Genomic DNA, 23,781 nt, shown 5'->3' on the forward strand with positions numbered 1-23,781 from the left:
GGTTTGTTACCCGTGAATTTCTATCGTGAAGCTGGCTTTGAAGGTCTGTCCTGCGGCCAGCTTCAGAATACCTTCTTTTTGCTCGAACTGCTGGTCGGAATCTGCGCTATCGGCAATGCCCAGCCAGGGTTCTATGCAAACAAAGTGTCCACCTGGCTTGGCCCATATACCCAAGTAGGGAAACTCGTCATAATACAGGGATACTGTCTGACCAGACTTTGTGCTTTTCAGCGTCACCTTCCTCGATTTCAGGTTTTTAAAAATCAATGCATCATTGTCAAACAAATGAGCATGCAGGGGCAGAATATTAGTATGCTCCAAAACCGGACGGGTACGGCTGCTTACCAATCCATTGTCTTCAAGCAGCCAGGTTGATTCATTTTCCTCTCTTTCAAATTCGAGGTAGTAGTCTTCATATACTTCACCCTCATTCATCGGACACCTGAATGCAGGATGCCCGCCAAGTGAGAACAGCATTTCTTCATCTCCGTGATTTTTGATTTCATGCTCAACAATGATCCGGGAGCCATCGAGCCGGTAGGTAATCCTGAATTCAAACTGAAAAGGATAAATTTTAAGCGTATCACCATCAGCCTGTAAGCCAAAGGTCAGGCTATCAGCAATCTGGGCCAGGAGGGAAACCTTTGCATTGTTGCGTACAATTCCATGGCGGGGTACTGCATATTCATTCCCCTTATATTTTACAAAACCATTCTTGATGGCTCCGATCACGGGAAAAAGTACCGGCGCGGAACTTGCCCACACAGCCGGATCCGCATTCCACATGAACTCCTTGCCGGTCTTCACCGACCGGATGCTGCGGAGCTCAGCTCCGGTTTGCTGCACAGCAATGCTTAATTCGTCATTTTCAATTGTAAAATTCATATTTCCGGCTCGTTCAGGACTTCAAGAATAATAGCACAACTCTCTTTAATCTGCTCGTCAGTTATGGTAAGGGGCGGCGCGATGCGCATAGCATTGTCACAAAACAAAAACCAGTCCGTGACGACACCTTTTTGAATGCATCGGTCGATTGTTTTTTTCAGTATGTCAAAAGACTCCATTTCAGCCGCCAGCATAAGACCTCTTCCCCGTACTTCACTGATCTTATCATGCCGGAGCAGATGCTTGAAAAGTGCACCTTTGGATATTGCAGACTGGGCAAGCTGCTCGCTGACGGTCACTTTCAGAGCCGCCAGCGATGCTGCACAGCTTACCGGATGTCCCCCGAAAGTCGTTATATGCCCGAGTATGGGATTGTTTTTAAGCACGCTCATGACTTTTTGCGATGCCATAAATGCGCCAATTGGCATTCCGCCGCCCATTCCCTTGGCACTCAGCAAAATGTCGGGATAAATGCCCGCCTGCTCAAACGCCCAGAAAGTCCCGGTACGTCCATAGCCTGTTTGTATCTCGTCCACTACGAGCAATGCACCTGTTTCGGTACAGCGCCGGCGCAGGGCCGGGAAGTAATCGTCAGCGGGTATGCGCACGCCTGATTCTCCGCCGATGATCTCAATCACCACTGCTGCGGTTTTCTTAGTAATCTTTTCTATATCAGGTAAATACCCATGACGAATATGCGTGATCCCGGGCAGCAGCGGACGAAAATTATTCTTGAAAAACTCCGCTCCCGACAAGCTGAGCGCTCCCTGGGTAGCACCATGATAGGCATTAAAGCAGGAAATAAATTCACTCCGGCCGGTAAACCGCTTGGCAAGCTTCATCGCTCCCTCGGTAGCCTCGGTCCCGGAATTGGTAAAATATACATTGTCGATCAGCCCGAAAGGGGAAGCATCCGTAGTTGGCAGGTCCAGCGTGCCGGTCAGTGCAGCAGCCAGCTTGACCTGTGTACTCTGCACAAATTCACCGTACACCAGCAAATGCATGTGCCTGTCGACCTGGTCTTTAATTGCACTTACCACAGCCGGATGCCGGTGACCAACATTGCTGACTGCAATGCCCGAGATCAGATCCAGATACCGTTTGCCGTCGGCTCCGTACATGTACACCCCCTCGGCGCTATCGATTTCGAGGGCAAGAGGGTAGTCGGATGTTTGAGCAACGTGATCAAAGAAGTGCTGGCGATGAGAAATATGCATATTGAATCAGGTACTGTAAATACTTTTTGTATTAACAAAAGTATTCTATGGTGATCAGGGTTCGAAGAAGCATGCACTGCCTCCCACCCAGGTAAAGTCTTTGTTAAATCGTACACCGATCATCTCGCCCCGGCTGAGACGGCTGAGACCCATCATGAGCTCAGGTCTTTCTGCCTGATCAGGCCACCCATACATCAGCCGGATCTCGCATTTAACCAGTCCGTCAGGCGCCTGAATCACAGGTTCATAGGTGACTTTTCTTTGCAGAATATAGTTTTCCGGATCGGACAGGGCAGCCAGCATGGCGGCGTCAACGTGCAACTGTACCCCGCTTCCTGCAAATGAAAAGAGAGGTTTTAATACATAATTTTCAAGATCGGCAGGGTAATTTCCCTCATAGTCACTGACGAATCGTGTGTCAGGAATGTAGCTGCCTTTTAAAAACGGCATACTGAACTTACTGATCCTGAAAAACCAGTTTGGATGTCCGACCCAGGTTACGTCTACCTCATCAGTAAACCGGTAGCTGGTTTCCAGGTCCGGATAGCACTGAAGTTCGTCAAAGATCAGTCTGTTGTAAATCCTTTTTACCTGAACCCTGCGCCCGTTTTTCTCATAGTAAAGCTTCCTGCCGTCACGTTGCAGGCGGGTATAGCAAACGGCTTTAATGCCCAGCATCTGCTCGGTAACCACGAAATCAATACGTGTTTTCTGCTTTTCAGGAAAAATATCCAGCAGTATAACCTGCTCAGGATCTTCGTTTCCGAGGATTAGTGTTTTCAGTTTTTCAATATAAGATTCATAGCTCAGCCCGAAAGCATAGTTGAAGTCTGCCGGGATCGGAAAATGTTTTTTGAAAGATTCGGCCAGGTATGCCTGGTAGCCAAAAAGGGACGGAAATCCCTGCAACTCAATAAGCTGAGGAACAAGCTCGCCATTTGCATCCCTGCAGATCGCGAAGTCGATTGCCAGAAACGAGGTATGTGCGCTTTCGCCAGGAACATATTGGTCTTTGGGCACTGCACGGTCGGTTTTCTCCCTGAAATCAGGCGAAAGTATTGCATCGATAATGCCGTCTGAGGCATCCAGCATTTTTTCTTTTAGCCCCGCAGGAATGAACACCGGCGTCTCAGCCACCCTGAAATCAAGCTGACCTGGAAAGTCAGCGTCCATACCACCGGTAAAAGCCTTGTATCTGGCATCTGTAAAAGATTCATTGAATGCCTGCCTCGCTTCCTTGTGCATAATGTGCCCGTTTTTTGATGATCCGGTAGCGGTAATATATCAAGCTTTCACCATATCCGCCGCGGCTACATTGCCAAACCTTTTATGATATGCATGACGCAGGAATGCGGGGAGGATGGTCGCCTCTGTCAGCATGATCTTGTCGGGATCGTTCAGGTGGCGGATCATATCGTTGTACTTGGCTTCGCCGTAATTCGTGGTAATCGCCTGTTTTTTATCCTCCCGCAAAAAGTACCGGAGCATACCCTCAGCATCGGCCTCTGGGTGGAACTGCGTACCTACAATCTCATTTGAAAACCGGATTGCCATAATCGCACGTTCCAGTGGTACGTGGGGACGTATTTTTTCAAGACAAAGCAATTTTGCACCAAAATCATCAAATGCGGCCTTGTTGGGCTGTGTAACCTGGAAATCGCGTGAGTCGACAATCCAGAAAGGGTCATCAAGCCCGGCCAGTGCTGCATCCTTGCGGCCTGCCGATGTCGGATGGACCGGAAACGTTCCGAAAGAGGTTTTCCGCCTTTTGCTCACAGCCGCCAACTGCCAGTGAATGCAGGCCATCTGAAAAGAGTGGCAAATCAGGAAAAGGTGCTTTTTAACACGATTGTGGCGGTTGGTATTATAAGTTAGTACCTGATCCAGGAACTTGAAAAAGCGCTTTTCCCACGGCTCACCCACCGGCGAAGGATTACCGGGCCCGCCTGTTGAAATATAAGCGTCAAAGTCCATTCCGGGTATGTCCAGTTGCTGGCGTACGTCAAAGACAGTATAACTCACCGAAGCCTTTTCCTGCTCCCCGAACGCTGCAATGATCTTTTTGATGCAGCGCATTCCTTCATTTTCAACTCCGCTGTACATATCCAGGATCGCGATCCGGAAATGTTTTTGTTCTTCTGCCATTCGTATCAGCCGGTATGTTTTCCGGACTATTTCTTAAAAATTCATTTTGGTAAATAAGTTAACATGCATGGTCTTCGCGATAGTTCGGCTGGTATCACAAAAACCTGCCTGCTAGCTGAGCCCGACCCTGGTTTCAGCAACGATATAGTCCACCACGGCATTCAGACTGTTGGTTTGTTCAAAAACCGCCAGCTGCCGGTCGGCGCCGGTACCCATTTCCATGATCTGATGAATGTAGTTGATCTCGTTGCGACTGCCCAGTTCGTCCACCACATCGTCGATGAATTCCAGCAGCTCAGCCACCAGCAGCCGGTACTCTACTTCTTCCTGCTTTCCAAAGTCGATCAGCTTGCCGTGAATGCCGTAGCGGGCCGCCCGCCATTTGTTTTCATTGATCAGCATGCGGTCATAGATCCTGAAATTCAGGTTCATGCGGTGTAATTTGTGGATTTTCACCACCAATGCCTGCATAATCGCGGCAAGGCATATGGTTTCGTCGGTGCGCATTGGTACATCGCACATGCGGAACTCGATGGTATTGAAAAACGGGTGGACCCGGATGTCCCACCAGATCTTCTTTCCATTGTCAATGCACTTGGTTTTGATCAGGAGCTTCACGTACTCATCGTACTCGGCTGCGCTGGTAAAATAATCAGGAATGCCCGTGCGCGGAAATTTGTCAAAAACTTTGGAGCGGTACGACTTAAACCCTGTATTTCGTCCGCACCAGAAAGGGGAGTTGGTCGACAATGCATGGATGTGGGGCAGGAAGTAGCGCACCGCATTCATAATCTGAATGCCCTCATTCCTGTCTTCAATGCCAATGTGTACATGCAGCCCGAAAATAAGATTCCCCCTCGCCACGTCGCGCATTTCATCAATGATTTCATCATAGCGCGGATCGGGCGTGATCAGCTGGTCGACCCAGTCGGCAAAGGGGTGGGTACCTGCCGCAGCCACCTGCAGGTCCTGCTTATCGGCCAGGTCCAGGATCATCTGGCGCAAGTACATTACTTCCTCCCGTGCTTCCTGAATGTTATGACAAATATTGGTACCCACCTCCACAACCGCCTGGTGCATTTCGGCTTTTACCCTCTCTTTCAGGGTAATTTTTCCGTCCTCCACCAGCTTGGACATGTGTGACCGCAGGTTTCGGGTGACAGGGTCAATGGTCTGGAACTCTTCTTCAATGCCGAGGGTGAAATTTGCCATAACAATGTGCCTGGTATCGGTTAAACTATTTTTTCAGCTTCGAGTTTTTGGCAGGAGCTTTGGTTGCCGCAGCTTTCTGCGTAGGTATTTTTGGTTCAGGCTCGGTGATTGCAGGTTCTTTAGCCGCAGCTTTGGTTGCTTTTTTCGGTACCGAAGTTTTTACCACTACTTCCGTCGATGAGGGAAGATCTGGCTGTTTTATAACAACCGACTCCCGGACAAAAGTACCCCAGGTAAGGTTCGTCTGGCCCGGCACATGCTGCCTGGCACGTTCAATGGCCATGTTGGCAGCGGTTTCCACTACCCATTCAAAATTATCGGGACCTACCGAGTATATGTCCGCATCGGGTGCCGGATTGCAGAAGTCGATCGCATAGGGGATCCCGTCGCGCACGGCAAACTCAACGGTATTGAAGTCATAACCCAATGCATCATTCAATTTCAGCGTGTATTCTTTAACTGTTGCCAGTAACTTTTCACGGGCCTCGCCGGTCGCTTTGATATCGGCTGCATATCTGAGATGATGCGGGTTGCGCGGTTCATAGGGCATAATCAGTACATCTTTCCGGCCAATGCAGTAGCAGCGGAAATAATCGTCGAAAACAATTTCTTCCTGCAGCATCATCACCAGCTGACCCGTTTCCTGATGTTTGTGCCACATGTCCTGCGGATTTACTACCCTGTACACGCTCTTCCAGCCGCCGCCATCGTGGGGCTTCATGTATGCCGGAAATCCTACATACTGAAAGATTTCTTCCCACGCCATCGGGAATGCAAGGTTTCGGAATGAGGTTTCGGATGTATCGGCAGGACGTTCTTTGGAGGGCAGCAGCACGGTTTTGGGTACCGGCACACCGATCCGCTCTGCCAGTGCATTGTTAAAAAACTTTTCGTCAGCACTCCACCAGAAAGGATTATTGATCACAGCCGTGCCCGAAAGTGCAGCGTTTTTGAGGTATGATCTGTAAAAAGGAACATCCTGTGAAATGCGGTCGATGATTACGGCATATTCGGTCGGGTCGGCCTGTACTACCTTATCAATCGTGACGGCCTCCGCCCTGATGCCTTCCGGATTCTTGCTGTTGACGCGCTCAATGAAAGCATTCGGAAATGTATTTTCCATGCCATACAGAATTCCTATCTTTTTCATAATTATGCTTTGGTCAAAGTTGGGGTAAACAAAAAGGCAGCTCCGGAAAAGCAGCGGGCTGGTATTTTACCTGTGGTTTCCGGTTATTGAAATATACAAAACAAATCTACCCAAGCAAATAACCCTTCCATTGGCTTCTTTTGCCGGGTTAGCCGGGGCGTTTCTTCCGGTACGAAAGTTTTACCATAAATTGCATACCTTCTACCATCCGATCCAAACACATTGAGTGCGCTCTCGGCATACTTCCAGACCTCCGGGCTTACGCTCACATCTTCCTTCCTCAGGCGGGCAGTATCTGTTTCAATGATTTACCCTTCGCATGCCACGGGTTCTGAAAAGTTGCCTCTTGTCCTTTTCAACGATGGTCAGGATTTCAGTGCATTGCAGCTCATGGAAACTTTGGAACAGCAATATCGTGCCGGGTACATTCCGCCGGTAGTAGTAGCAGGGATACACGCAGGCAAAGACCGCCTGGCCGAATATGGTGTCGCTGCAAAGACTGACTATGCAGGGCGGGGAAGCAGGGCAGGAGCCACCACGGACTTTGTACTGCATGAACTTTTGCCGTACCTGGTCAGTCAGTTTCCGGTAAATGTTCGTGATGTGAGCTACGCCGGATTTTCACTGGGCGGATTAATGGCGCTGGATATGGCGTGGAACCATCCCGGAACCTTCCGGCGCGTGGGGGTTTTCTCGGGCTCGCTATGGTGGCGGGAACGTGCGCTGCACGAAGGATACAGCGATCGCGACCGCATTATGCATGCCCAGATCAGGAACTCCCCGGAGCGCCCAGACCTGAAATTCTGGTTTCAATGCGGCACGATGGATGAGGCGGACGACCGGGATCAGGATGGCGTGATCGACTCCATTCAGGACACGCTCGAATGCATTTCGGAGCTGGAACGAAAAGGATATACCTGGGGCAGTGACATTATTTATCGTGAAGTTGCCGGAGGCATTCATGCGCCTTTGACCTGGTCACAGGTGATGCCAGACTTCCTGCGCTGGGTAACTGCGGCTTTATAAGCCAGCCAGAAAAGCCATCGTATCCACGGCATCGGCATAGTCCGTCAGTTCCGGCTCCTGCGTCGAACCAAATGGTACTGCACCCGGAATACCTGTGGCATTACTTCCCGCAATACACTGGATCTGCTCTGAGGCATCGGCCAGGGTCACTTTCAGCTTGTCCATACTGGTATAGTGCTCGAAATGCAGTACACTGATTGGCGACACCAAAGCTGGACTTTGGGTAATCAGCAAAAAGCCGTTGTCCTGATGCGGGGTACGGTTCACCAGCATCACGGACTTGTTATATTCATAATTGTTGAAATACTTGTGGTGGTTCAAGTATTTGCCGGCCAGCACCTCTATGTTTTCGTAAAACCGGGTAAAATCATATCCTTCCGGTACAAAAACCTTTGAAACATTGCGGCAACCCAGCCCGAAGTACTGAAGTGCGTCCTGGCCAAGTGCAAGCAGTGCATCGTCGGTTTCGTCGCCGGTCAATACAGCCACCGATGTACGGTTGCGCCTAATAATGTTCGGTTTCTTCGAAAAGTAATAATGAAAGTAACGTGCGGTATTGTTGCTGCCGGTGGCAATGTAGGCATCAGCATCGTTAAGCCTTTCCACAAACCGGATGTACTCCTGAAACGCAGGTTCGAGTTCAACAAGCTTTTCGAGCAGGGTAAGAATAAGTACCTGATCATCGGTGCTGGGCTTTGCAAGCAGGATGTGCCCGCTGATCAGCACGCAAAGTGCGTCGTGAAAACCTACTGCCGGAATGTTTCCTGCCATTACGAGCCCTATTTTCCGGCTTGAAACAGGTTCAGGATAGCTTGCTGCCCAAGCGGTAAGAGGGCCTTCGGAAAGAAAACGTGCAGCAATTGCATGCAGGGCTGAAATTGTACTTTCCGGAGTGAACCAGTTATTGCGCCTGTGGGCGGCAGTGGCCCATTCCTGAATGATGTGCTGGTTCTGAGCGTCTGTGATGAATTTTCCTAAGTTGATGAACGCGGCAATGCGCCGGGGGCGGTTAAGCATTATTGGATTATCAATGGTTGAATGGTCTGCTGGGATTTTATTTTTCTGATTGTCGGGAAACTATAAATAGTTATATTTGTTACCTTAAACAGAGGAAATAGCAACAAATATAAACAATCCGGCGACTATGGCTATAATGATAACCGATGAATGCATAAATTGTGGGGCGTGTGAGCCAGAGTGCCCGAATACAGCAATTTATGAGGGTGGTGTTGAATGGACGTGGGGCGATGGAACGAGTTTGGACGAGGTCGATTTCGGCGATGGTACTGTGGTAAGCGGCAAGGAAAAACAGGCACCTGTTTCTGACGAATTTTACTATATAGTATCCGATAAATGTACCGAGTGCGTGGGCTTCCATGAAGAACCGCAGTGCGCTGCTGTCTGCCCGGTAGATTGCTGCGTACCGGATCCCGACAACGAAGAGGAAGAAGACACCCTGCTGGCTAAAAAAGCCTGGATGCACGGAGAATAGGTTTACCTGTAAGATATTATGAAAGGCCCGCTGACCAGCGGGCCTTTTTTTGTGCCCGCCGGATTTCAGCATGCGTTTGCAGCCGTGAAATTCACAACGATCCCAAGCATTTGTCAGTTTATAATATTCTGCATACAGCTGTGTAGGCAAAATTTAAATCTGTGTGTATTATTTCGTATAAAGTTCACTTTTATGTTTATTTAGCTATAAAAAACAGCAAATTTTTATGATTTTGACCTTTTTCACTATAAATTACTATGCTGATATTTGATTAATATAATTTAAGTTCAATATTTGACCTACTAATCCTGCCGGAGCGTAATATTAACTTAAACAGAATATAATTATGAAAAAAGTCTATTGTACAGTATTATCTTTGATGGTGCCGTTTTTGACCTCTGCAATGGGTGAGGAGGACAAAAAAGCCGTGAAAACGGATTCCACAGTGATAACGGAAGTAAAGGATGAAGAGGAAGCAAAAGGAGCATTTGCGTTTTCAGGATACCTGGACTCCTACTACATGGCTAATTTCAACAAACCTGCCTCACGCTCCAACCTGGGTGCTGCCGGTACGGCCCGGGTGTTCGACCGGAAAGCCGGGCAGTTCTCCCTCGGCCTTGTTCAGGCGAAGGTGGCTTACACCAATGCAAAGTCAGAGGCAGTGGTGGACCTTACATTCGGACCCAATGCAGACTATGGTAACTATGGCAACTTGCTCAGCCCGCTCGATGGTGCAAGTACCAGCACGGCACTCGCCATCAAGCAGGCCTACTTTACCTATAAGTTCACTGACAAGTTTTCGATGACCGCCGGCCAGTTCGGTACGCACATCGGCTATGAAGTGATTGATGCTCCTGCTAACTTCAACTACTCGCTCTCGAACTTGTTCAATAATGGTCCGTTTTACCATGCAGGCCTCAAAGCAACCTATTCCTTCTCTGAAAAAGCATCGCTGATGCTCGGTGTGGTGAACAATGTTGACGGACTAGGAGATAACAACAGAAAAAAAGGACTGATTGGACAATTTTACTTTTCTCCGGTCAGCAATTGGAATGTTTATCTTAACTTTATAAACAGCAACGAAGCAAATCCGGACAGCCTCGGCAAACAGCCTGCCGGACATTACACCCTTTTTGATCTGACGACAAGTTATCAGATCACCGAAAAATTCCTCCTGGGCTTCAATGCAGCCTATGGTTCGCAAAAAGGAGACTACCAGGGATTCGGCGGACCGCTGGATGCGCAAACCTGGGGCGGGTTCGCAGTATATGCAAATACAGCTATCACCGACAATTTCGGTATTGGTGCCAGATATGAATATTTCAATAATGACAATGGTGTTCGCGGCTTGCTTACGGCATCCGGCGCAGGTACCAGCGTGAATTCTGTGACGCTTACAGGCAACATTTCACTTGCTGACGGACACATTCTGGTTAAACCTGAGTTTCGTCTTGACGCCTATCCCAAAGTGAACGGAACCAACGAAGAGCAACAATTTGAGGATTCAGACGGCAACTGGACCAAAAGCAGCCAGACAACATTCGGACTAGCATTCATTTACAAATTCTAATTATATACCTTCTTAATCTACTACTATTAATAACAATTACTACAATGGAAAAACGCTCTTTTGTCCCACTGATTATCCTGTTGATAGTCAGCATCCTTGGCGCCCTGGTACCCAACGTCCCAACCCAGATTGTCACCGAAGGTGTGAACGGGGGTGATACGGCCTGGATGCTTGTATCGTCTGCGCTGGTGCTTCTGATGACACCAGGCCTTGCCTACTTTTACGGTGGAATGGTGAACAACAAAAATGTGATTTCCACAATGCTCCAGAGCTTTATCGCCATGGGGGTAATCAGTGTTGCCTGGGTTGTGGTTGGATTCAGCCTCGCTTTTGGTGAAGATATTGGTGGTTTTATTGGCAATCCCATGACCCACTTCATGTTCAGGGGCGTGCTCGACGGGCCGGTCTGGGGAACAATCCCGTTTGCATTGTTCGCGATGTTCCAGCTGAAATTTGCCGTGATCACCCCGGCGCTTGTGACCGGCTCGATGGCAGAACGTGTGAATTTCCGTTCGTATGTACTGTTCATCATCCTGTTCTGCGTATTCATTTACTCGCCGCTCGCCCACATGACGTGGCATGCCGACGGCCTTCTTTTCAAAATGGGTGTTCTTGACTTTGCCGGCGGTACCGTCGTGCATATGTCTGCCGGATGGGCTGCACTTGCCGGCGCACTTTACCTGAAAAGACGCAAATCCCTGATGGACGATCACGTGCTTCCTCCTGCAAACATTCCGTTTGTACTGCTTGGAACAGGTTTGCTCTGGTTCGGATGGTTCGGCTTTAATGCAGGTTCTGCGCTTACAGCATCGCCGCTTGCCGTGTCTGCTTTTGCAACGACCAACACTGCCGCAGGTGCCGCAGGTCTTGCATGGGTATTATTTGATGCTGCCAAAGGCAAGAAAGTTTCAGCTCTTGGTTTCTGTATCGGTGCAGTAGTTGGTCTGGTGGCCATTACGCCTGCTGCCGGTTTCGTAACGGTTCCTTCGTCCCTGTTTATCGGTACTGTCGCAGCCATTATTTCCAACTACATCGCTCACCTGCGTTCACGTTCAACACTGGACGATACGCTGGATGTGTTTCCATGCCACGGTGTAGGCGGTATGGTAGGTATGCTGATGACGGGTATCTTCGCAACAAGCGGCGTTAACTCGCTGGTGACTGATCAAGGTCTTGCTTTTGGTGAAACTACCCTGTTTATCAACCACGTGATTGCGCTGGTAGGTGTGTCGGTGTTCGCTTTTGTAGGCTCACTGGTGCTCCTCAAAGTGACTGACCTGATTTTGCCGCTGCGTGTTTCCGAATCGGACGAAAGAGCCGGTCTGGATATCAGCCAGCACGACGAATTTCTTGTAGAAGCATAAGATTATTCAGCGTTATAACAGCAGAAAGCCCGGCGGTATGCCGGGCTTTCCTGTTTTACAATCATCGGTAAATGTCAATAATGATAAGTCATAGATATTGTAATCAGGCGAGTACGAAGGCCTCTGTCTCGGTCACTTCCATCAATCCTTCTTCATTAATATGATCGTAGCGTACTTCCTTGGTTTCATTGATCAGCAGCGGGTCATACTTTACAGCTACCCGCACATAGTTCTCCGTAAAGCCCAGCATTTGTCCATTCTGAACTTCGTCTTCAAACAACACCTTACCCTGCTTATTCAGTTGTTGTTCGTAAAAGAACCTTTTCTTTTTGTCGGATAAAATATGCAGCATTCTGGACCGCTCTGCCCGCTCGCTTTTGGCTACTATGGGCCGTATGGCAAGTGCGGCGGTGTTTTCGCGCTCGGAGTAGGTAAATACGTGCAGGTACGAAACATCCAGCTCATTCAAAAACTGGTACGTTTCTTCAAAAAGTTCGCGGGTTTCACCCGCATGGCCCACGATCACATCCACCCCAATGCAGCAATCGGGCATAAGCGATTTGATTTTGGCTACCCTTTCGGTATAAAGCTCACGCTTATAGCGACGTTTCATCATTCCCAGCACCTTATTGGACCCGGATTGCAGCGGGATATGGAAGTGCGGAGCAAAACGTTTGGATTGTGCCACAAACTCAATGATCTCGTCGGTCAGCAGATTGGGTTCAATGGATGAAATACGGAACCTTTCAATGCCTTCCACTTCGTCAAGCGCTTTGATCAATTGCAGGAAGCTTTCTTTTCTTTCACCTTCCCGGATACCAAAGTCGCCGATATTAACACCCGTCAGTACAATTTCCTTCACGTCCCGTGCTGCAATTTCACGGGCGGCATTCACCACATTTACAATACTGTCGGACCGGCTTTTGCCTCGGGCCAGCGGAATGGTGCAGTACGAGCAGGGATAATCGCAGCCGTCCTGCACTTTCAGGAAGGTGCGGGTGCGGTCGTTCAGCGAGTAGGAGGTATGGTACTCAATTGCATTGTCGATGTGCGAGGCAACTACCCAGGCAGGGGCATTGCTGGGTGTTTTTTCAAAAGTATCAATCAGATCTGCCAGCCTGAATTTCTCGGCAGCGCCCAATACTGCGTCCACGCCGGGGATCTCGGATATTTCTTTGGGTTTGAGCTGGGCGTAGCAGCCGATCACCGCCACAAATCCGTCCGCATTGATCTTTTGTGCCTCACGCACGATCTTGCGGCATTTTTTATCTGCATTCTCGGTAACCGAGCAGGTGTTGATGATAAATATATCCGGCGACTCATTGAACTCCACTTTGGCATAACCCTTCTGCTCAAACATTCTTGCAATGGAGGAGGTTTCGGAGTAGTTCAGCTTGCAGCCGAGTGTATAGAATGCTACTTTTTTCATTGTTGTCAAATATTCCGCAAAATTACACCTTTTGAATCAACGCTTTACATAATCACTGAAAGATGCCTGCAAATAGGCCCTGGCAAGGTCTGGCTCCTGACTTCCCAATGCGCCCTGCCGCTCCGTGATGTTGCCCCCGATGTTGTCCCTGACCAGAAAACCATCAGGCCGCATCCAGCCCAGGCCATTGTTAAACGCGAAATAGGCGAAGGGTACCTTGTTTTTGGAAAGAATATCACTGCTCCACCTGAATTCGCCGGCCGGTACATTAAACTGGGCCAAAAGCGTCGCCGCCAGGTCTGTCTGTGAGGAGAGCGTGGTAACTTGGCCCGGCGCCCTGGTGAGCGCTCCGCCCAGCCAAAGCATGGGAATGTGGAATTCCGAAGGTTTGGGCCGGTGCAGGTCGGGCAGGGGATGGCCGTGGTCTGCCAGGATCACAATGAGTGTATTATCCCACCAGGGTTTGGTTTTGGCTGTTTTTATAAAATCACCGATTGCTTCGTCGGTATAATGATGGGCGTTCAGGAATAAATGTTCCGAATCGTTACCGGGTATGGCCGTGGGTACGGGCACTTCAAAGGGCTCGTGGCTGCTGAGGGTGAAAACAGTGGTGAAAAACGGTTGTTTTTGCCTGTCCAGATCATTGATCACGCGATTGAGTACCACATGATCGTGAGCGCCCCATTTGGAGTTCATATCTTTTTCATCAAAATCATTTCTGTCGATGATCCTATCAAAATGCTGCTGCAGGAAGTAGGACTTCATATTGGCAAATTCGGTTTCGCCGCCGTAGTAAAACGAAGTATACCATCCGCGATCATGCAATGCGCCCGGCAGTGAAGGCAGCGAGCGTGTCTTTTTAGGAATTTTAATGATGGAGTGGGTCGGCTGGGCCGGGTAGCCGCTCAGGATGGATACCATGCCCTTGTCGCTGCGGTTCCCGCTCGCATATATTTGGGTAAAGAGCAGTCCCTCCGACGAGAGCCTGTTGAACTGAGGCGTCACTTCCGGGAGGCCGCCAAGGCTGCCTGCTACTTTGGCTGTAAAGCTTTCCCATATAATAATGATCAGGTTCACCGGCTTTTCCCTGCTGATCACCTGCTCATGCTGCTCCGGAGCCGGGTAGAGCGATCCTACCATATCAGCATCTTTTTGTCCTTCGAAATAGATAAAAGGGTTTTTTTGGGAGTAGGTATTGTTAAAGACCGACGCCATGAAGTTCCAGGCTACATTCACCGCCGCATAGTTTGCGAAGCTCTTGTCACTGAAATACACCGCACTTTCATTCATCGGGGCCAGCTGCAAACCGCCCCGTATGGGGATGATCAGCATTGCTGCCAGTGCCGGGAAAACAGGAATGCTCAGGTATAAAGGAATGCGCGTAAAGCGGGAAGTGCACCTGCGAACAATGATCTGCAGTAGCCGGGCTGACAGCGCCCAGAGCACCGCCACCAGGAGCAGCAGGGGAACGACCGGCGCAGCGCCCATGGATGCAAATGCTTCGCGCGGCGTTTCCAGATAGTGCAGGGAGGTTCCGTCAATGCGAAAGCCCCAGGCCCGGAACAATTCCAGGTCTGTTACAACCAGGAGTACAATGACAAAAGCCATGATGCCGCTGTATATCAGCATAAAGCGCTGGTACCAGCTTGTGCTCCGGGTGGTAAACAGCATGGCCAGCGTGGGTATCAGCAGCAGGTAGGATGCAAATGAAATATCCATCCGCAAGCCGTGAAATGCACTGCTTGCCCAAAGCGATGGTGCGATCTCCAGTGCTTTCTGATAATGGTACAGGAAAAATACGATCCTGAAAAATTGAAATAATAATGTCCAGCACAGCCCGTACAGGGCAAGAAAGGCAATTCTGTTACGCATTGGTGTCTTGTTGTAAGCGTAAAGTTCTTAAAATTGGTACATCAGGTAACGCACTCCATATATTCTAAGGAAATTGTAACCCGTAGTTTGCGATTCAAAAACCCAAATACATAATTTTGGGAAGAATTAATATAAATCAGTACGAAATGACATTTCGCTCCAAGGCATTTGAAATTGCCCAGGGCCGGGTCTCACCGGTTCTGTCCCCTCCATCAGAGAAAGTAGCCGACCTTTACGGCAGCAATACATTCAGTGACCAGGTCATGAAAACCCTGCTTTCGGCAGAGGCTTATACCCGGATCTCCAATGCAATCCGCTCGGGCTCGATCATTGACCGGGATGTGGCCGAAGAAGTAGCTGCGGCCATGAAGTCGTGGGCGATTTCCAAAGGCGCCACGCACTACACGCACTGGTTTCAGCCACTCACAGGCACTACCGCCGAAAAGCACGACTCCTTTTTTGATCTTACCCTCGACGGAAAAGCCGTGGAGAAGTTCAAGGGAAGCGCACTTGTGCAACAGGAGCCGGATGCATCTTCGTTCCCGAGCGGCGGATTGCGCGCTACCTTTGAAGCGCGTGGCTATACCGGCTGGGATCCCAGCTCGCCTGCATTCCTGATGGACAACGGGGCGGGCGGCAAAACACTCTGCATTCCTTCGGTATTTATATCCTATACAGGTGAGGCGCTGGATTACAAGGCACCTTTGCTGCGTTCGCTTGTGATGCTCGACAAGGCTGCCACTGCCGTGAGCCAGTATTTTAACCGCGACGTGGACAAGGTAACTCCGACCCTCGGCATTGAGCAGGAGTATTTTCTGGTTGATAAAGCATTGTATTACGCCCGGCCCGACCTGCTGATGACCGGGCGCACGGTATTCGGTCATAGTCCTGCACGCGGCCAGCAGCTGGACGATCACTACTTCGGGTCCATCTCGCCCAGGGTAAATGCATTCATGGTCGATTTTGAGTTTGAAGCATTGAAACTGGGGATTCCGGTCAGGACGCGCCATAATGAGGTAGCACCCGGCCAGTACGAGTGTGCGCCCACTTTTGAAGAAGTAAACCTGGCCGTGGACCACAATGCATTGCTGATGGACCTGATGCAGAAGGTAGGCGACCGGCATAATTTCCAGGTTCTTTTTCATGAAAAACCATTTGCAGGAATCAATGGAAGCGGAAAGCATAATAACTGGTCGCTGAATACGAATACCGGAATTAACCTCCTGCAGCCAACTTCCAAACCCAAGGAAAACCTGCGCTTCCTGACTTTCCTTATTAATGTAGTGAAAGCTGTGCACGACCATGCGGACCTGCTGCGTGCCTCAATATGCTCGGCTGGAAACGAGCACCGGCTGGGTGCGAATGAAGCGCCGCCCTCCATTATTTCTGTTTTTTTGGGGAAAGATCTCACTACGATGCTGGAAGAGCTGGTTAATAAGGGAGAGATTACCCTGGAAAAAGGGGAAAATTTTTACTATAAACTCGGCATTTCGCGCATTCCCAACCTGCAAAGGGACAACACCGACCGCAACCGGACTTCTCCTTTTTGTTTTACCGGAAATAAATTTGAGTACCGGGCTGTGGGCAGCTCGCAGAACAGTGCCTCGCCCATGATTATCCTGAACACGATCGTCGCAAACCAGCTGATGGAGTTCCGTCGCGATATGGAAGAGCGGCTCTCTGCCGGGGAGGAGAAAAAGGTAGCGGTTGTGGGAATTTTAAAAAGATATTTTACGGAATCAAAAGACATCCTGTTTGAAGGAAATGGTTACTCTGAGGAATGGGTGAAAATGGCAGAAAGCCGCGGACTGAGCAACATCAGTGCCACTTATGATGCATTGTATGCTTACACCAGCGACAGTACCATTCAGGTTTTTGAACGAATGGGGATACTCTCGGCCCGTGAGCTGAATGCACGGTACGAAATTGAGCTCGAAAATTATGTTAAAAAGTTACAGATCGAATCCAGGGTAATCGGCGATCTTTCATTGAACCACATCGTGTCTACCGTGGTCAAATACCAGTTTAAGCTGGCACAAACCGCCCGCTCACTTACTGACCTGGAAATGCTGGAAGAAGCCGCGCCGATCAGGGAAATCATCCGGGACATATCCTCGCACGTGGTTGTGATTAAAAAACTGGTGCATGATATGACCGAAGCGCGCAAGGCTGCCAATGCTGTGGAAGACCTTTATGAAAGGGCAAAACGCTATGGTTCAGAGGTAAAAGGCTACTTTGAACAAATCCGCTACCATGTCGACAAGTTGGAGCTGCTCATTGATGATGAGGACTGGCCTTTGGCCAAATACCGCGAAATGCTATTTTTGGAATAGTTTTAGTCAAAGTTTCCATTCACCAAGAGAGATACTATGAACGCGGGATATGATCCAGAAGAAATTGCACAGCTCAAACAGGAGTGCAAAGCTGAGCAAGCCAACTTTGTCCGGGTTGAGGACGAATTTGAAGATGAGAATGAAAACACCGAGCATGCGCATGTGCAGTTTGTAGGAACTTACAACGGGCAGGAGGTCATCTACGACGCACTGATCTACACCTTGCGCCTGCACCACTCGACACTCGTTTACGACGAGGCGCTGGAAAGGCTTAAGAAACAGATGCCCGACTACATCTCCCCCGATGAGCGGCCGGACGATTACGTGGCAGACGAAGAAGAAGACGATGATGCCGAGTTGCTGCTGACCGAGTATATCGAGGAAATTGAGGAAAATGAAGAGATTACCGTACGCGAGCACGTGGAAGTGGATGCTACTTTCGAATACGGCGTAGGCCTGGAAGTAGGGTTGAACAAGACGGAAATTACGGACAAAATCATCAGTGATTTCATTGATGCATACAATGCGGGCAATGTGGAGCTGGATGCGACGCTGTATTCTTTTGCCGGAAGTCAGGACGAAGAGTAATGCTTTTGAAATGAAATGCATATAAATAAAAAAACCACCGTACGGTGGTTTTTTTATTTATATGCATTGTACTGACTAAACCGCAGATTTAACGGTTTTGATAATACGTGCAGCAACTTTATAGGGATCAGCAGCCGAGTTCGGGCGACGATCTTCCAGGTATCCGCTCCATCCTTTTTGAGGAACCATGACAGGGATACGGATAGAAGCACCACGGTCAGAAACACCGTAGCTGAAATCGTGGATAGAAGCAGTTTCGTGCTTTCCGGTCAAACGCAGGTGGTTATCAGCGCCGTAAACATCAATGTGCTCTTTCACTACGGGACGGAATGCTTCGCAAACTTTATCGAAAGTTTCTTTGCTTCCGGCAGTTCTCAAAACACCATTTGAGAAGTTGGCGTGCATGCCTGAACCATTCCAGTCAAGGTCGCCAAGCGGCTTGCAGTGCCAGTTGATGGATACACCGTATTTTTCACCGATTCTTTCAAGCAGGTAGCGGCCCAGCCAGATCTGGTCACCAGCTTCTTTCGCGCCTTTTGCGAAGATCTGAAATTCCCACTGTCCTGCTGCCACCTCAGCATTGATACCTTCAACGTTCAGGCCGGCATCCAGACAAACGTCAAGGTGTTCCTCGATAATTTCGCGTCCGTAAGCATTTTTTGCGCCTACTGAGCAGTAGTATGGACCTTGCGGAGCCGGGTAGCCATTGGCAGGGAAGCCCAGTGGTTTGTTGGTCTCGTTGTCCCAAAGGAAATATTCTTGTTCAAATCCGAACCAGAAGTCGTTATCGTCGTCCTCGATAGTTGCACGACCGTTTGATTCGTGAGCGGTTCCGTCAGCGTTCAATACCTCGCACATTACCAGGTAGCCATTTTTGCGCTGTGGATCAGGAATAATGTAAACAGGTTTCAGTAAACAGTCGGAAGAACCGCCGGGAGCCTGCTCGGTAGATGAGCCATCAAACGACCACATTGCGCAATCTTCCAGTTTTCCACTAAAATCGTTTTCAATTTTGGTTTTGCTGCGTAAACTTTGGGTCGGCTTATAGCCATCCAACCAAATATATTCCAGCTTGGCTTTTGACATAATAGTACTAGATAAAGTGGTGACGAATATTTTAGACGGCACAATATTAATGCAAAAATGTATTTGCAAAAAATAATCTCTAAGAAAAATTCATACAAGACAGAATATTATTGCGTGTATAGCAGAATCGTCAGGAAAAGATGTATTTTTTCAATAAATCGGGCATGTTTAAATGCACCCGGCATGCATGATTATTTATAGAATATTGCATTAAAGAAGTTAAAAATTCTACTGTACAACCGATTTTAGTAGCAAAATGCCAGAAAATGCATTAATTCCTTCAATCTGTCACAAACTGGTATTTTCATCTTCAGAACCTGGTAGATAAAGGAAATTTTACCTTATTTGTAGAGGTTTCATTTCTTAGTATATTACAATATTTCGATATCAATGCATTTGTTTTTTCAGCCGGATCCCGGCACGTTTGAACTGGACGAGGAAGAAGCCCGGCACAGCACCAAAGTACTGCGCCTGACTTCGGGTGAAGTGATTTACGTAACCGACGGCAAGGGTATGCTCGCCAGGTGTATTCTGAATGTGCAGGGGCGGCGTGTAGGTTATGAAATTGTTGAAAAGGTGGTGCAGCCCAGGAGGCCATACCGCGTGAACATGGGCATCGCACCTACGCGCAAGGCGGAGCGCAATGAATGGATGGTTGAAAAAATGACCGAAATGGGAGTGGACCGCATTGATTTCCTGATTACCGAGCATACCCACCAGGAAACCATGAACCGCGTCGTGAACCTGACCAGGCTGACGCGCATTGCGGTAGCAGCCATGAAGCAGTCGCAACAATTTTATATGCCCGAAATTACAGTAAATAACCAGCTGGATACGTTTATAAAGTCCAGAACCGAGGCGGTCAGACTGATTGCGTATGTTCCCGGGCATGACACGGTACCCCACGTTTTCAGCAAGGTAAAGCAGCATTCGGATACCAGCCTGCTGATCGGTCCGGAAGGGGATTTCACCCCGGAGGAAGTATCACTCGCTCTCGACCACGGTTTTGAAACCGTATCTCTGGGACCCACAAGGTTACGGACAGAAACAGCCGCTGTCTCCGGCTGTCACGCGATCAATCTGGCGCAGTTTTTGGGGTAGGAGAAAAGGAAAACAAGAGAAAAGAACAGTAAGAATCCGGTCAGTCAGGTAGGTAGCTTATTCCCCTCATCAGTTCGTCGCTCATTCATCAAATCAACATCATGTACATCCGGCACATACTCACAGCTTTCCTCCTTTGCATTACTCTTGCCACACAGGCGCAGTCTTCACTGAAAATCGCCAAGTTAAAATATGGGGGAGGGGGCGACTGGTATGCCAACAAAACCTCTTTGCCCAACCTGATCAAATTCTGCAATGCCGAGCTGAAAATGAACATCAATCCGACCGAAGATGTCGTGGAGGTGGGTAGCCAGGATATTTTTGCATACCCGTTTGTACATATGACCGGTCACGGGAATGTGGTTTTTTCGGATGCAGAGGCAGTTAATCTGCGGAATTACCTGCTTTCGGGCGGGTTCCTGCATGTGGATGATAACTATGGGCTCGACCAGTTTATCAGGCGGGAGATGAAAAAGGTTTTTCCTGAACTGAGCTTTGTCGAGTTGCCGTATGATCATCCCATTTATCACGTCAAGTATAACTTTCCCGAAGGCCTTCCGAAAGTACATGAGCATGATGGCAAGCAGCCGCAGGGGTTCGGGCTGATCTGGCAGGGACGGCTTATTTGCTATTACAGCTATGAAACCGATCTCGGGAATGGGTGGGAAGATCAGAGCGTGTACAATGATCCCGAAGAAATGCGCCGGAAAGCACTTCAGATGGGCGCTAACCTGCTGAGTTACGCTTTCATGATATTGTAAATGGCATAAGCAGGCAAGAGGCAAATGCTATATAGATATATTCCAAATAATGTAGATGAACCTTCGGTTTTCTGATGTTTCGGTCTTACTTTTGTACAAACTTCATTCGTTAAAATTTCCTTAGTTCATGTACGTAGTCCTTATCGTTTTTGCAGTACATTGGTACCTATCTCTATTCTGCCAGACATTTTTCCTGCACCGCTATTCTGCTCATAAAATGTTCCTCATGAGCAAACCATGGGAGCGCTTTTTTTACCTGCTTACGTACATATCCCAAGGCTCCTCATACCTTAGTCCGCGCGCATACGCCATTCTCCACCGGATGCACCATGCATTCAGCGATACCGAAAGAGATCCGCACTCACCACACCATACCAAAAATGTTTTTACGATGATGTGGGAGACAAAGCATATTTACAATGCAGTACTGCACCGCAAGCGCGCCATCGAAAACCGTTTTGAACGCAATTACCCTGAGTGGAATTTTGTGGAAAAGCTGGGCGATTCATGGGCCTCACGCATTGGCTGGGGTATCATCTACCTGTCGTTTTACGTCCTGGCCTACAAGTATCTGGATATGCACTGGGCATTTTTCTTCCTGCTGCCTATTCACTTTCTGATGGGACCGATCCACGGTGCAATTGTCAACTGGAGCGGTCACAAATATGGCTACCAGAATTTCGACAACAGAGACGAGTCCAAAAACTCACTGATCTTCGATTTCCTTATGCTGGGTGAACTCTTCCAGAACAACCACCACAAGCGTCCCAACTCTATCAATTTCGGATCCAGATGGTATGAAGTTGATCCAACTTACCCCGTCATCCGCCTGCTCAGCCGGCTGAAGATTATTGAGATTAGGAAAAAGCATTAAGGGGCAGGTATAGTCAGGTGTGGTCAAGTATTGTCAAGTATTGTCAAGTATTGTACGCCGTTGGACCGCTTGTTACAAGACCTGACCACCCCTGACTACACCTGACTACCCCTGACTACCCCTCACCTTTCCCCAAACAAAAAATTGGCAGGCGTGAAATACACACCTGCCAAATTTGCTTATTAACACCACAAAAAATGAAATTCCTGATAAGGTCTTCCGGCTCTTTACCGTCCGACAATACAAATTAAGAATGCAATACTTAGAATGGAGTTAATAAAAAGTTAGAATTTACTTAGAGGCGTGCGAAATTTACGTGGAATGTTGTCCCTTTGGGCTGCTCAGAGTCGATGGTAACATTCCCGCTATGAAGCTTCACAATTCGGTCAACCAGTGACAGGCCAATGCCGTACCCTTTGATACTGGCCGTATTATCACTGCGGTAAAAAGGCTGAAAAACAAGGCTCTGATCTTCTTTCGGGATTCCCTTTCCCTTATCCGAAAAATCAACAGAAATAATATCCGGTGCTGCCCTCAGGCTCACGCTTACAGTGTGATCTTCCGAGAACTTGCATGCATTTTCCATCAGGTTGAGAAATGCGGTTTTCAGGAGCGTAGAGTTTCCGGTAAGTTCAAGCCAGGCATCGTCCTCAGGCAGTTCATCAAATTTCAACAGGATATTGTAGCCTGGATTAGCCTGTCCGAGGCTCACCCGGCAGTCGAGCAGCAGATCGTCCACCCGGATGGTTTCTGTGAGCAGATCGCGCTGGTCTTCACTTACCTTGGCCAGTTCAAGCAGCGTATTGGAAAGCTGCGCCAGTTCCTGAATATCTTCCAGCACCGACTGAATCGTTATGCGGTATTCCCCCGCATTCCGCTCCTTCAGCATACTTACTTCCAGCTGCGAACGGATCTTGGTCAATGGATTTTTGAGCTCGTGCGAGACATTTGCCACAAAGATTTTCTGCATCTGAAAAGCAGTTTCAATACGTTCGAGCAGTTTGTTAAAAGTTACCGTGAGCCGGCCGATCTCATCCCGCTGGTTAGGGACGTCCAGGCGGGTATCCAGTTTCTGAGGTAAAATCCCCTCCACTGCATTCATTACTTTTGAGATTGGCCTCAGCGCCCTTTTAGAGAAGATCCATCCCGCAATCGCCACAATAATGGTCACGATCAGGAAAAGAACTACCAGCAGCGTGCTCAGGTTAGACAGGTTGGCCTGACCATACAAGTCTTTTGCGCCCAGCAGTACCACCGCCCGGTTGTAGGGATATTTATAATACAGCCCCACCACCTTGTAATCCCCGTCCATGTAGCGGATCTGGCCGGCTTTGCGGATCTCGTCAAGCCAGTAGTTAGAAACGTGAATGGATTTGTGGGACGAAGTACGGTTGGTATAAATGAGGCGGTTCTTCTCGTCAAAAATAAACGTGTTTTCGTCGTAAATGAGGTCCCGGTTGGTCTCGTCCAATGCTTTGAGCACGTCTGAGTTGACCTGAGGCATATTGATGTTCAGAAGCAGTTCCGCCTGCGACTTGGCTTTGGACCTGAGCCGGTCGTAAAAGTCTTCTGTAACATTGTAGTAGGTAAAAAAATAGATAGCAACGAATGTGATCAGCAAAATGCCGCTTACCAGCAGGGAAAACTGAACCGTAAGTCGGGTGCGGATTTGCATA

At 48.7% G+C, this 23,781-nt stretch carries 20 protein-coding genes; 9 read left to right on the top strand and 11 right to left on the bottom strand.

Annotation, left to right across the window (positions count from 1 at the left end):
* Positions 1-6: 6 nt before the first annotated feature.
* From HWI92_RS03075 to HWI92_RS03100, 6 genes are all read right to left on the bottom strand, one after another.
* The gene (locus HWI92_RS03075; RefSeq protein WP_204660733.1) at positions 7-885 is read right to left on the bottom strand and encodes an aldose 1-epimerase family protein; all 879 of its coding nucleotides are present in this window, start codon (positions 883-885) and stop codon (positions 7-9) included.
* Positions 882-2,102 carry an aspartate aminotransferase family protein gene (locus HWI92_RS03080; RefSeq protein WP_204660734.1) on the bottom strand — a complete coding sequence of 407 codons (1,221 nt, stop codon included), beginning with the start codon at positions 2,100-2,102 and terminating at the stop codon, positions 882-884. Before HWI92_RS03080 ends, HWI92_RS03075 begins: the two co-directional genes overlap by 4 nt.
* 54 nt (positions 2,103-2,156) lie before the next feature.
* Positions 2,157-3,347, bottom strand: a complete 1,191-nt coding sequence (locus HWI92_RS03085; protein WP_204660735.1) for a hypothetical protein — start codon at positions 3,345-3,347, stop codon at positions 2,157-2,159.
* Between the two features lie 39 nt (positions 3,348-3,386).
* Positions 3,387-4,247 carry a type 1 glutamine amidotransferase gene (locus HWI92_RS03090; protein WP_204660736.1) on the bottom strand — a complete coding sequence of 287 codons (861 nt, stop codon included), beginning with the start codon at positions 4,245-4,247 and terminating at the stop codon, positions 3,387-3,389.
* A gap of 111 nt (positions 4,248-4,358) precedes the next feature.
* Entirely contained in the window at positions 4,359-5,459 is a 1,101-nt protein-coding gene (locus tag HWI92_RS03095) for a carboxylate-amine ligase (RefSeq protein ID WP_204660737.1), read from the bottom strand.
* 25 nt (positions 5,460-5,484) lie between these two features.
* A complete protein-coding gene (locus HWI92_RS03100; RefSeq protein ID WP_204660738.1) occupies positions 5,485-6,609 on the bottom strand; it encodes an ATP-grasp domain-containing protein in 1,125 nt (374 codons plus the stop codon).
* Between the two features lie 222 nt (positions 6,610-6,831).
* Here HWI92_RS03100 and HWI92_RS03105 point away from each other — a divergent pair, with 222 nt between their 5' ends.
* A complete protein-coding gene (locus tag HWI92_RS03105; protein WP_229248787.1) occupies positions 6,832-7,635 on the top strand; it encodes an alpha/beta hydrolase in 804 nt (267 codons plus the stop codon).
* Here HWI92_RS03105 and HWI92_RS03110 read toward each other — a convergent pair.
* Positions 7,630-8,652 carry an acyl-CoA reductase gene (locus HWI92_RS03110; RefSeq protein ID WP_204660739.1) on the bottom strand — a complete coding sequence of 341 codons (1,023 nt, stop codon included), beginning with the start codon at positions 8,650-8,652 and terminating at the stop codon, positions 7,630-7,632. The two genes, HWI92_RS03105 and HWI92_RS03110, sit on opposite strands and share 6 nt — an antisense overlap.
* 127 nt (positions 8,653-8,779) lie before the next feature.
* Between HWI92_RS03110 and HWI92_RS03115 the strand changes: the two genes are divergently transcribed.
* The 3 genes from HWI92_RS03115 (at position 8,780) to HWI92_RS03125 (ending at position 12,061) form a co-directional block, all read left to right on the top strand.
* Positions 8,780-9,127: a 4Fe-4S binding protein gene (locus HWI92_RS03115; RefSeq protein ID WP_204660740.1), complete on the top strand. Its 348-nt coding sequence runs from the start codon at positions 8,780-8,782 to the stop codon at positions 9,125-9,127.
* Positions 9,128-9,473: 346 nt separating this feature from the next.
* The gene (locus HWI92_RS03120) at positions 9,474-10,697 is read left to right on the top strand and encodes a porin (protein ID WP_374757882.1); all 1,224 of its coding nucleotides are present in this window, start codon (positions 9,474-9,476) and stop codon (positions 10,695-10,697) included.
* Positions 10,698-10,741: 44 nt separating this feature from the next.
* Positions 10,742-12,061, top strand: a complete 1,320-nt coding sequence (locus HWI92_RS03125; protein WP_204660741.1) for an ammonium transporter — start codon at positions 10,742-10,744, stop codon at positions 12,059-12,061.
* A 103-nt stretch (positions 12,062-12,164) separates the two neighbouring features.
* On the opposite strand, the gene mtaB is transcribed toward HWI92_RS03125, so the two are convergent.
* Positions 12,165-13,490: a tRNA (N(6)-L-threonylcarbamoyladenosine(37)-C(2))-methylthiotransferase MtaB gene (mtaB, locus tag HWI92_RS03130; RefSeq protein WP_204660742.1), complete on the bottom strand. Its 1,326-nt coding sequence runs from the start codon at positions 13,488-13,490 to the stop codon at positions 12,165-12,167.
* A 36-nt stretch (positions 13,491-13,526) separates the two neighbouring features.
* Positions 13,527-15,362: an LTA synthase family protein gene (locus HWI92_RS03135; protein WP_204660743.1), complete on the bottom strand. Its 1,836-nt coding sequence runs from the start codon at positions 15,360-15,362 to the stop codon at positions 13,527-13,529.
* A gap of 146 nt (positions 15,363-15,508) precedes the next feature.
* On the opposite strand from HWI92_RS03135, the gene HWI92_RS03140 reads away from it, so the two are divergent.
* Complete coding sequence (locus HWI92_RS03140) at positions 15,509-17,695, top strand: glutamine synthetase III family protein (RefSeq protein ID WP_204660744.1); 2,187 nt, start codon at positions 15,509-15,511, stop codon at positions 17,693-17,695.
* A 36-nt stretch (positions 17,696-17,731) separates the two neighbouring features.
* Positions 17,732-18,283 (top strand): hypothetical protein, encoded by a 552-nt coding sequence (locus tag HWI92_RS03145; RefSeq protein WP_204660745.1) that lies wholly within the window; start codon positions 17,732-17,734, stop codon positions 18,281-18,283.
* Between the two features lie 75 nt (positions 18,284-18,358).
* On the opposite strand, the gene HWI92_RS03150 is transcribed toward HWI92_RS03145, so the two are convergent.
* On the bottom strand, positions 18,359-19,369 hold the full coding sequence (locus HWI92_RS03150; RefSeq protein ID WP_204660746.1) for a glutamine synthetase beta-grasp domain-containing protein: 1,011 nt from the start codon (positions 19,367-19,369) through the stop codon (positions 18,359-18,361).
* Positions 19,370-19,759: 390 nt separating this feature from the next.
* Between HWI92_RS03150 and HWI92_RS03155 the strand changes: the two genes are divergently transcribed.
* The 3 genes from HWI92_RS03155 to HWI92_RS03165 all read left to right on the top strand — a co-directional run bounded on the left by HWI92_RS03155 (position 19,760) and on the right by HWI92_RS03165 (position 22,105).
* A complete protein-coding gene (locus HWI92_RS03155) occupies positions 19,760-20,470 on the top strand; it encodes an RsmE family RNA methyltransferase (protein WP_204660747.1) in 711 nt (236 codons plus the stop codon).
* 101 nt (positions 20,471-20,571) lie between these two features.
* A complete protein-coding gene (locus HWI92_RS03160) occupies positions 20,572-21,231 on the top strand; it encodes a DUF4159 domain-containing protein (protein ID WP_204660748.1) in 660 nt (219 codons plus the stop codon).
* Between the two features lie 127 nt (positions 21,232-21,358).
* Complete coding sequence (locus HWI92_RS03165) at positions 21,359-22,105, top strand: acyl-CoA desaturase (RefSeq protein ID WP_204660749.1); 747 nt, start codon at positions 21,359-21,361, stop codon at positions 22,103-22,105.
* Positions 22,106-22,400: 295 nt separating this feature from the next.
* On the opposite strand, the gene HWI92_RS03170 is transcribed toward HWI92_RS03165, so the two are convergent.
* Positions 22,401-23,780: a sensor histidine kinase gene (locus HWI92_RS03170; protein WP_204660750.1), complete on the bottom strand. Its 1,380-nt coding sequence runs from the start codon at positions 23,778-23,780 to the stop codon at positions 22,401-22,403.
* Position 23,781: the final 1 nt, after the last annotated feature.

This window comes from Dyadobacter sandarakinus, from assembly GCF_016894445.1.
Classification (GTDB): domain Bacteria; phylum Bacteroidota; class Bacteroidia; order Cytophagales; family Spirosomataceae; genus Dyadobacter; species Dyadobacter sandarakinus.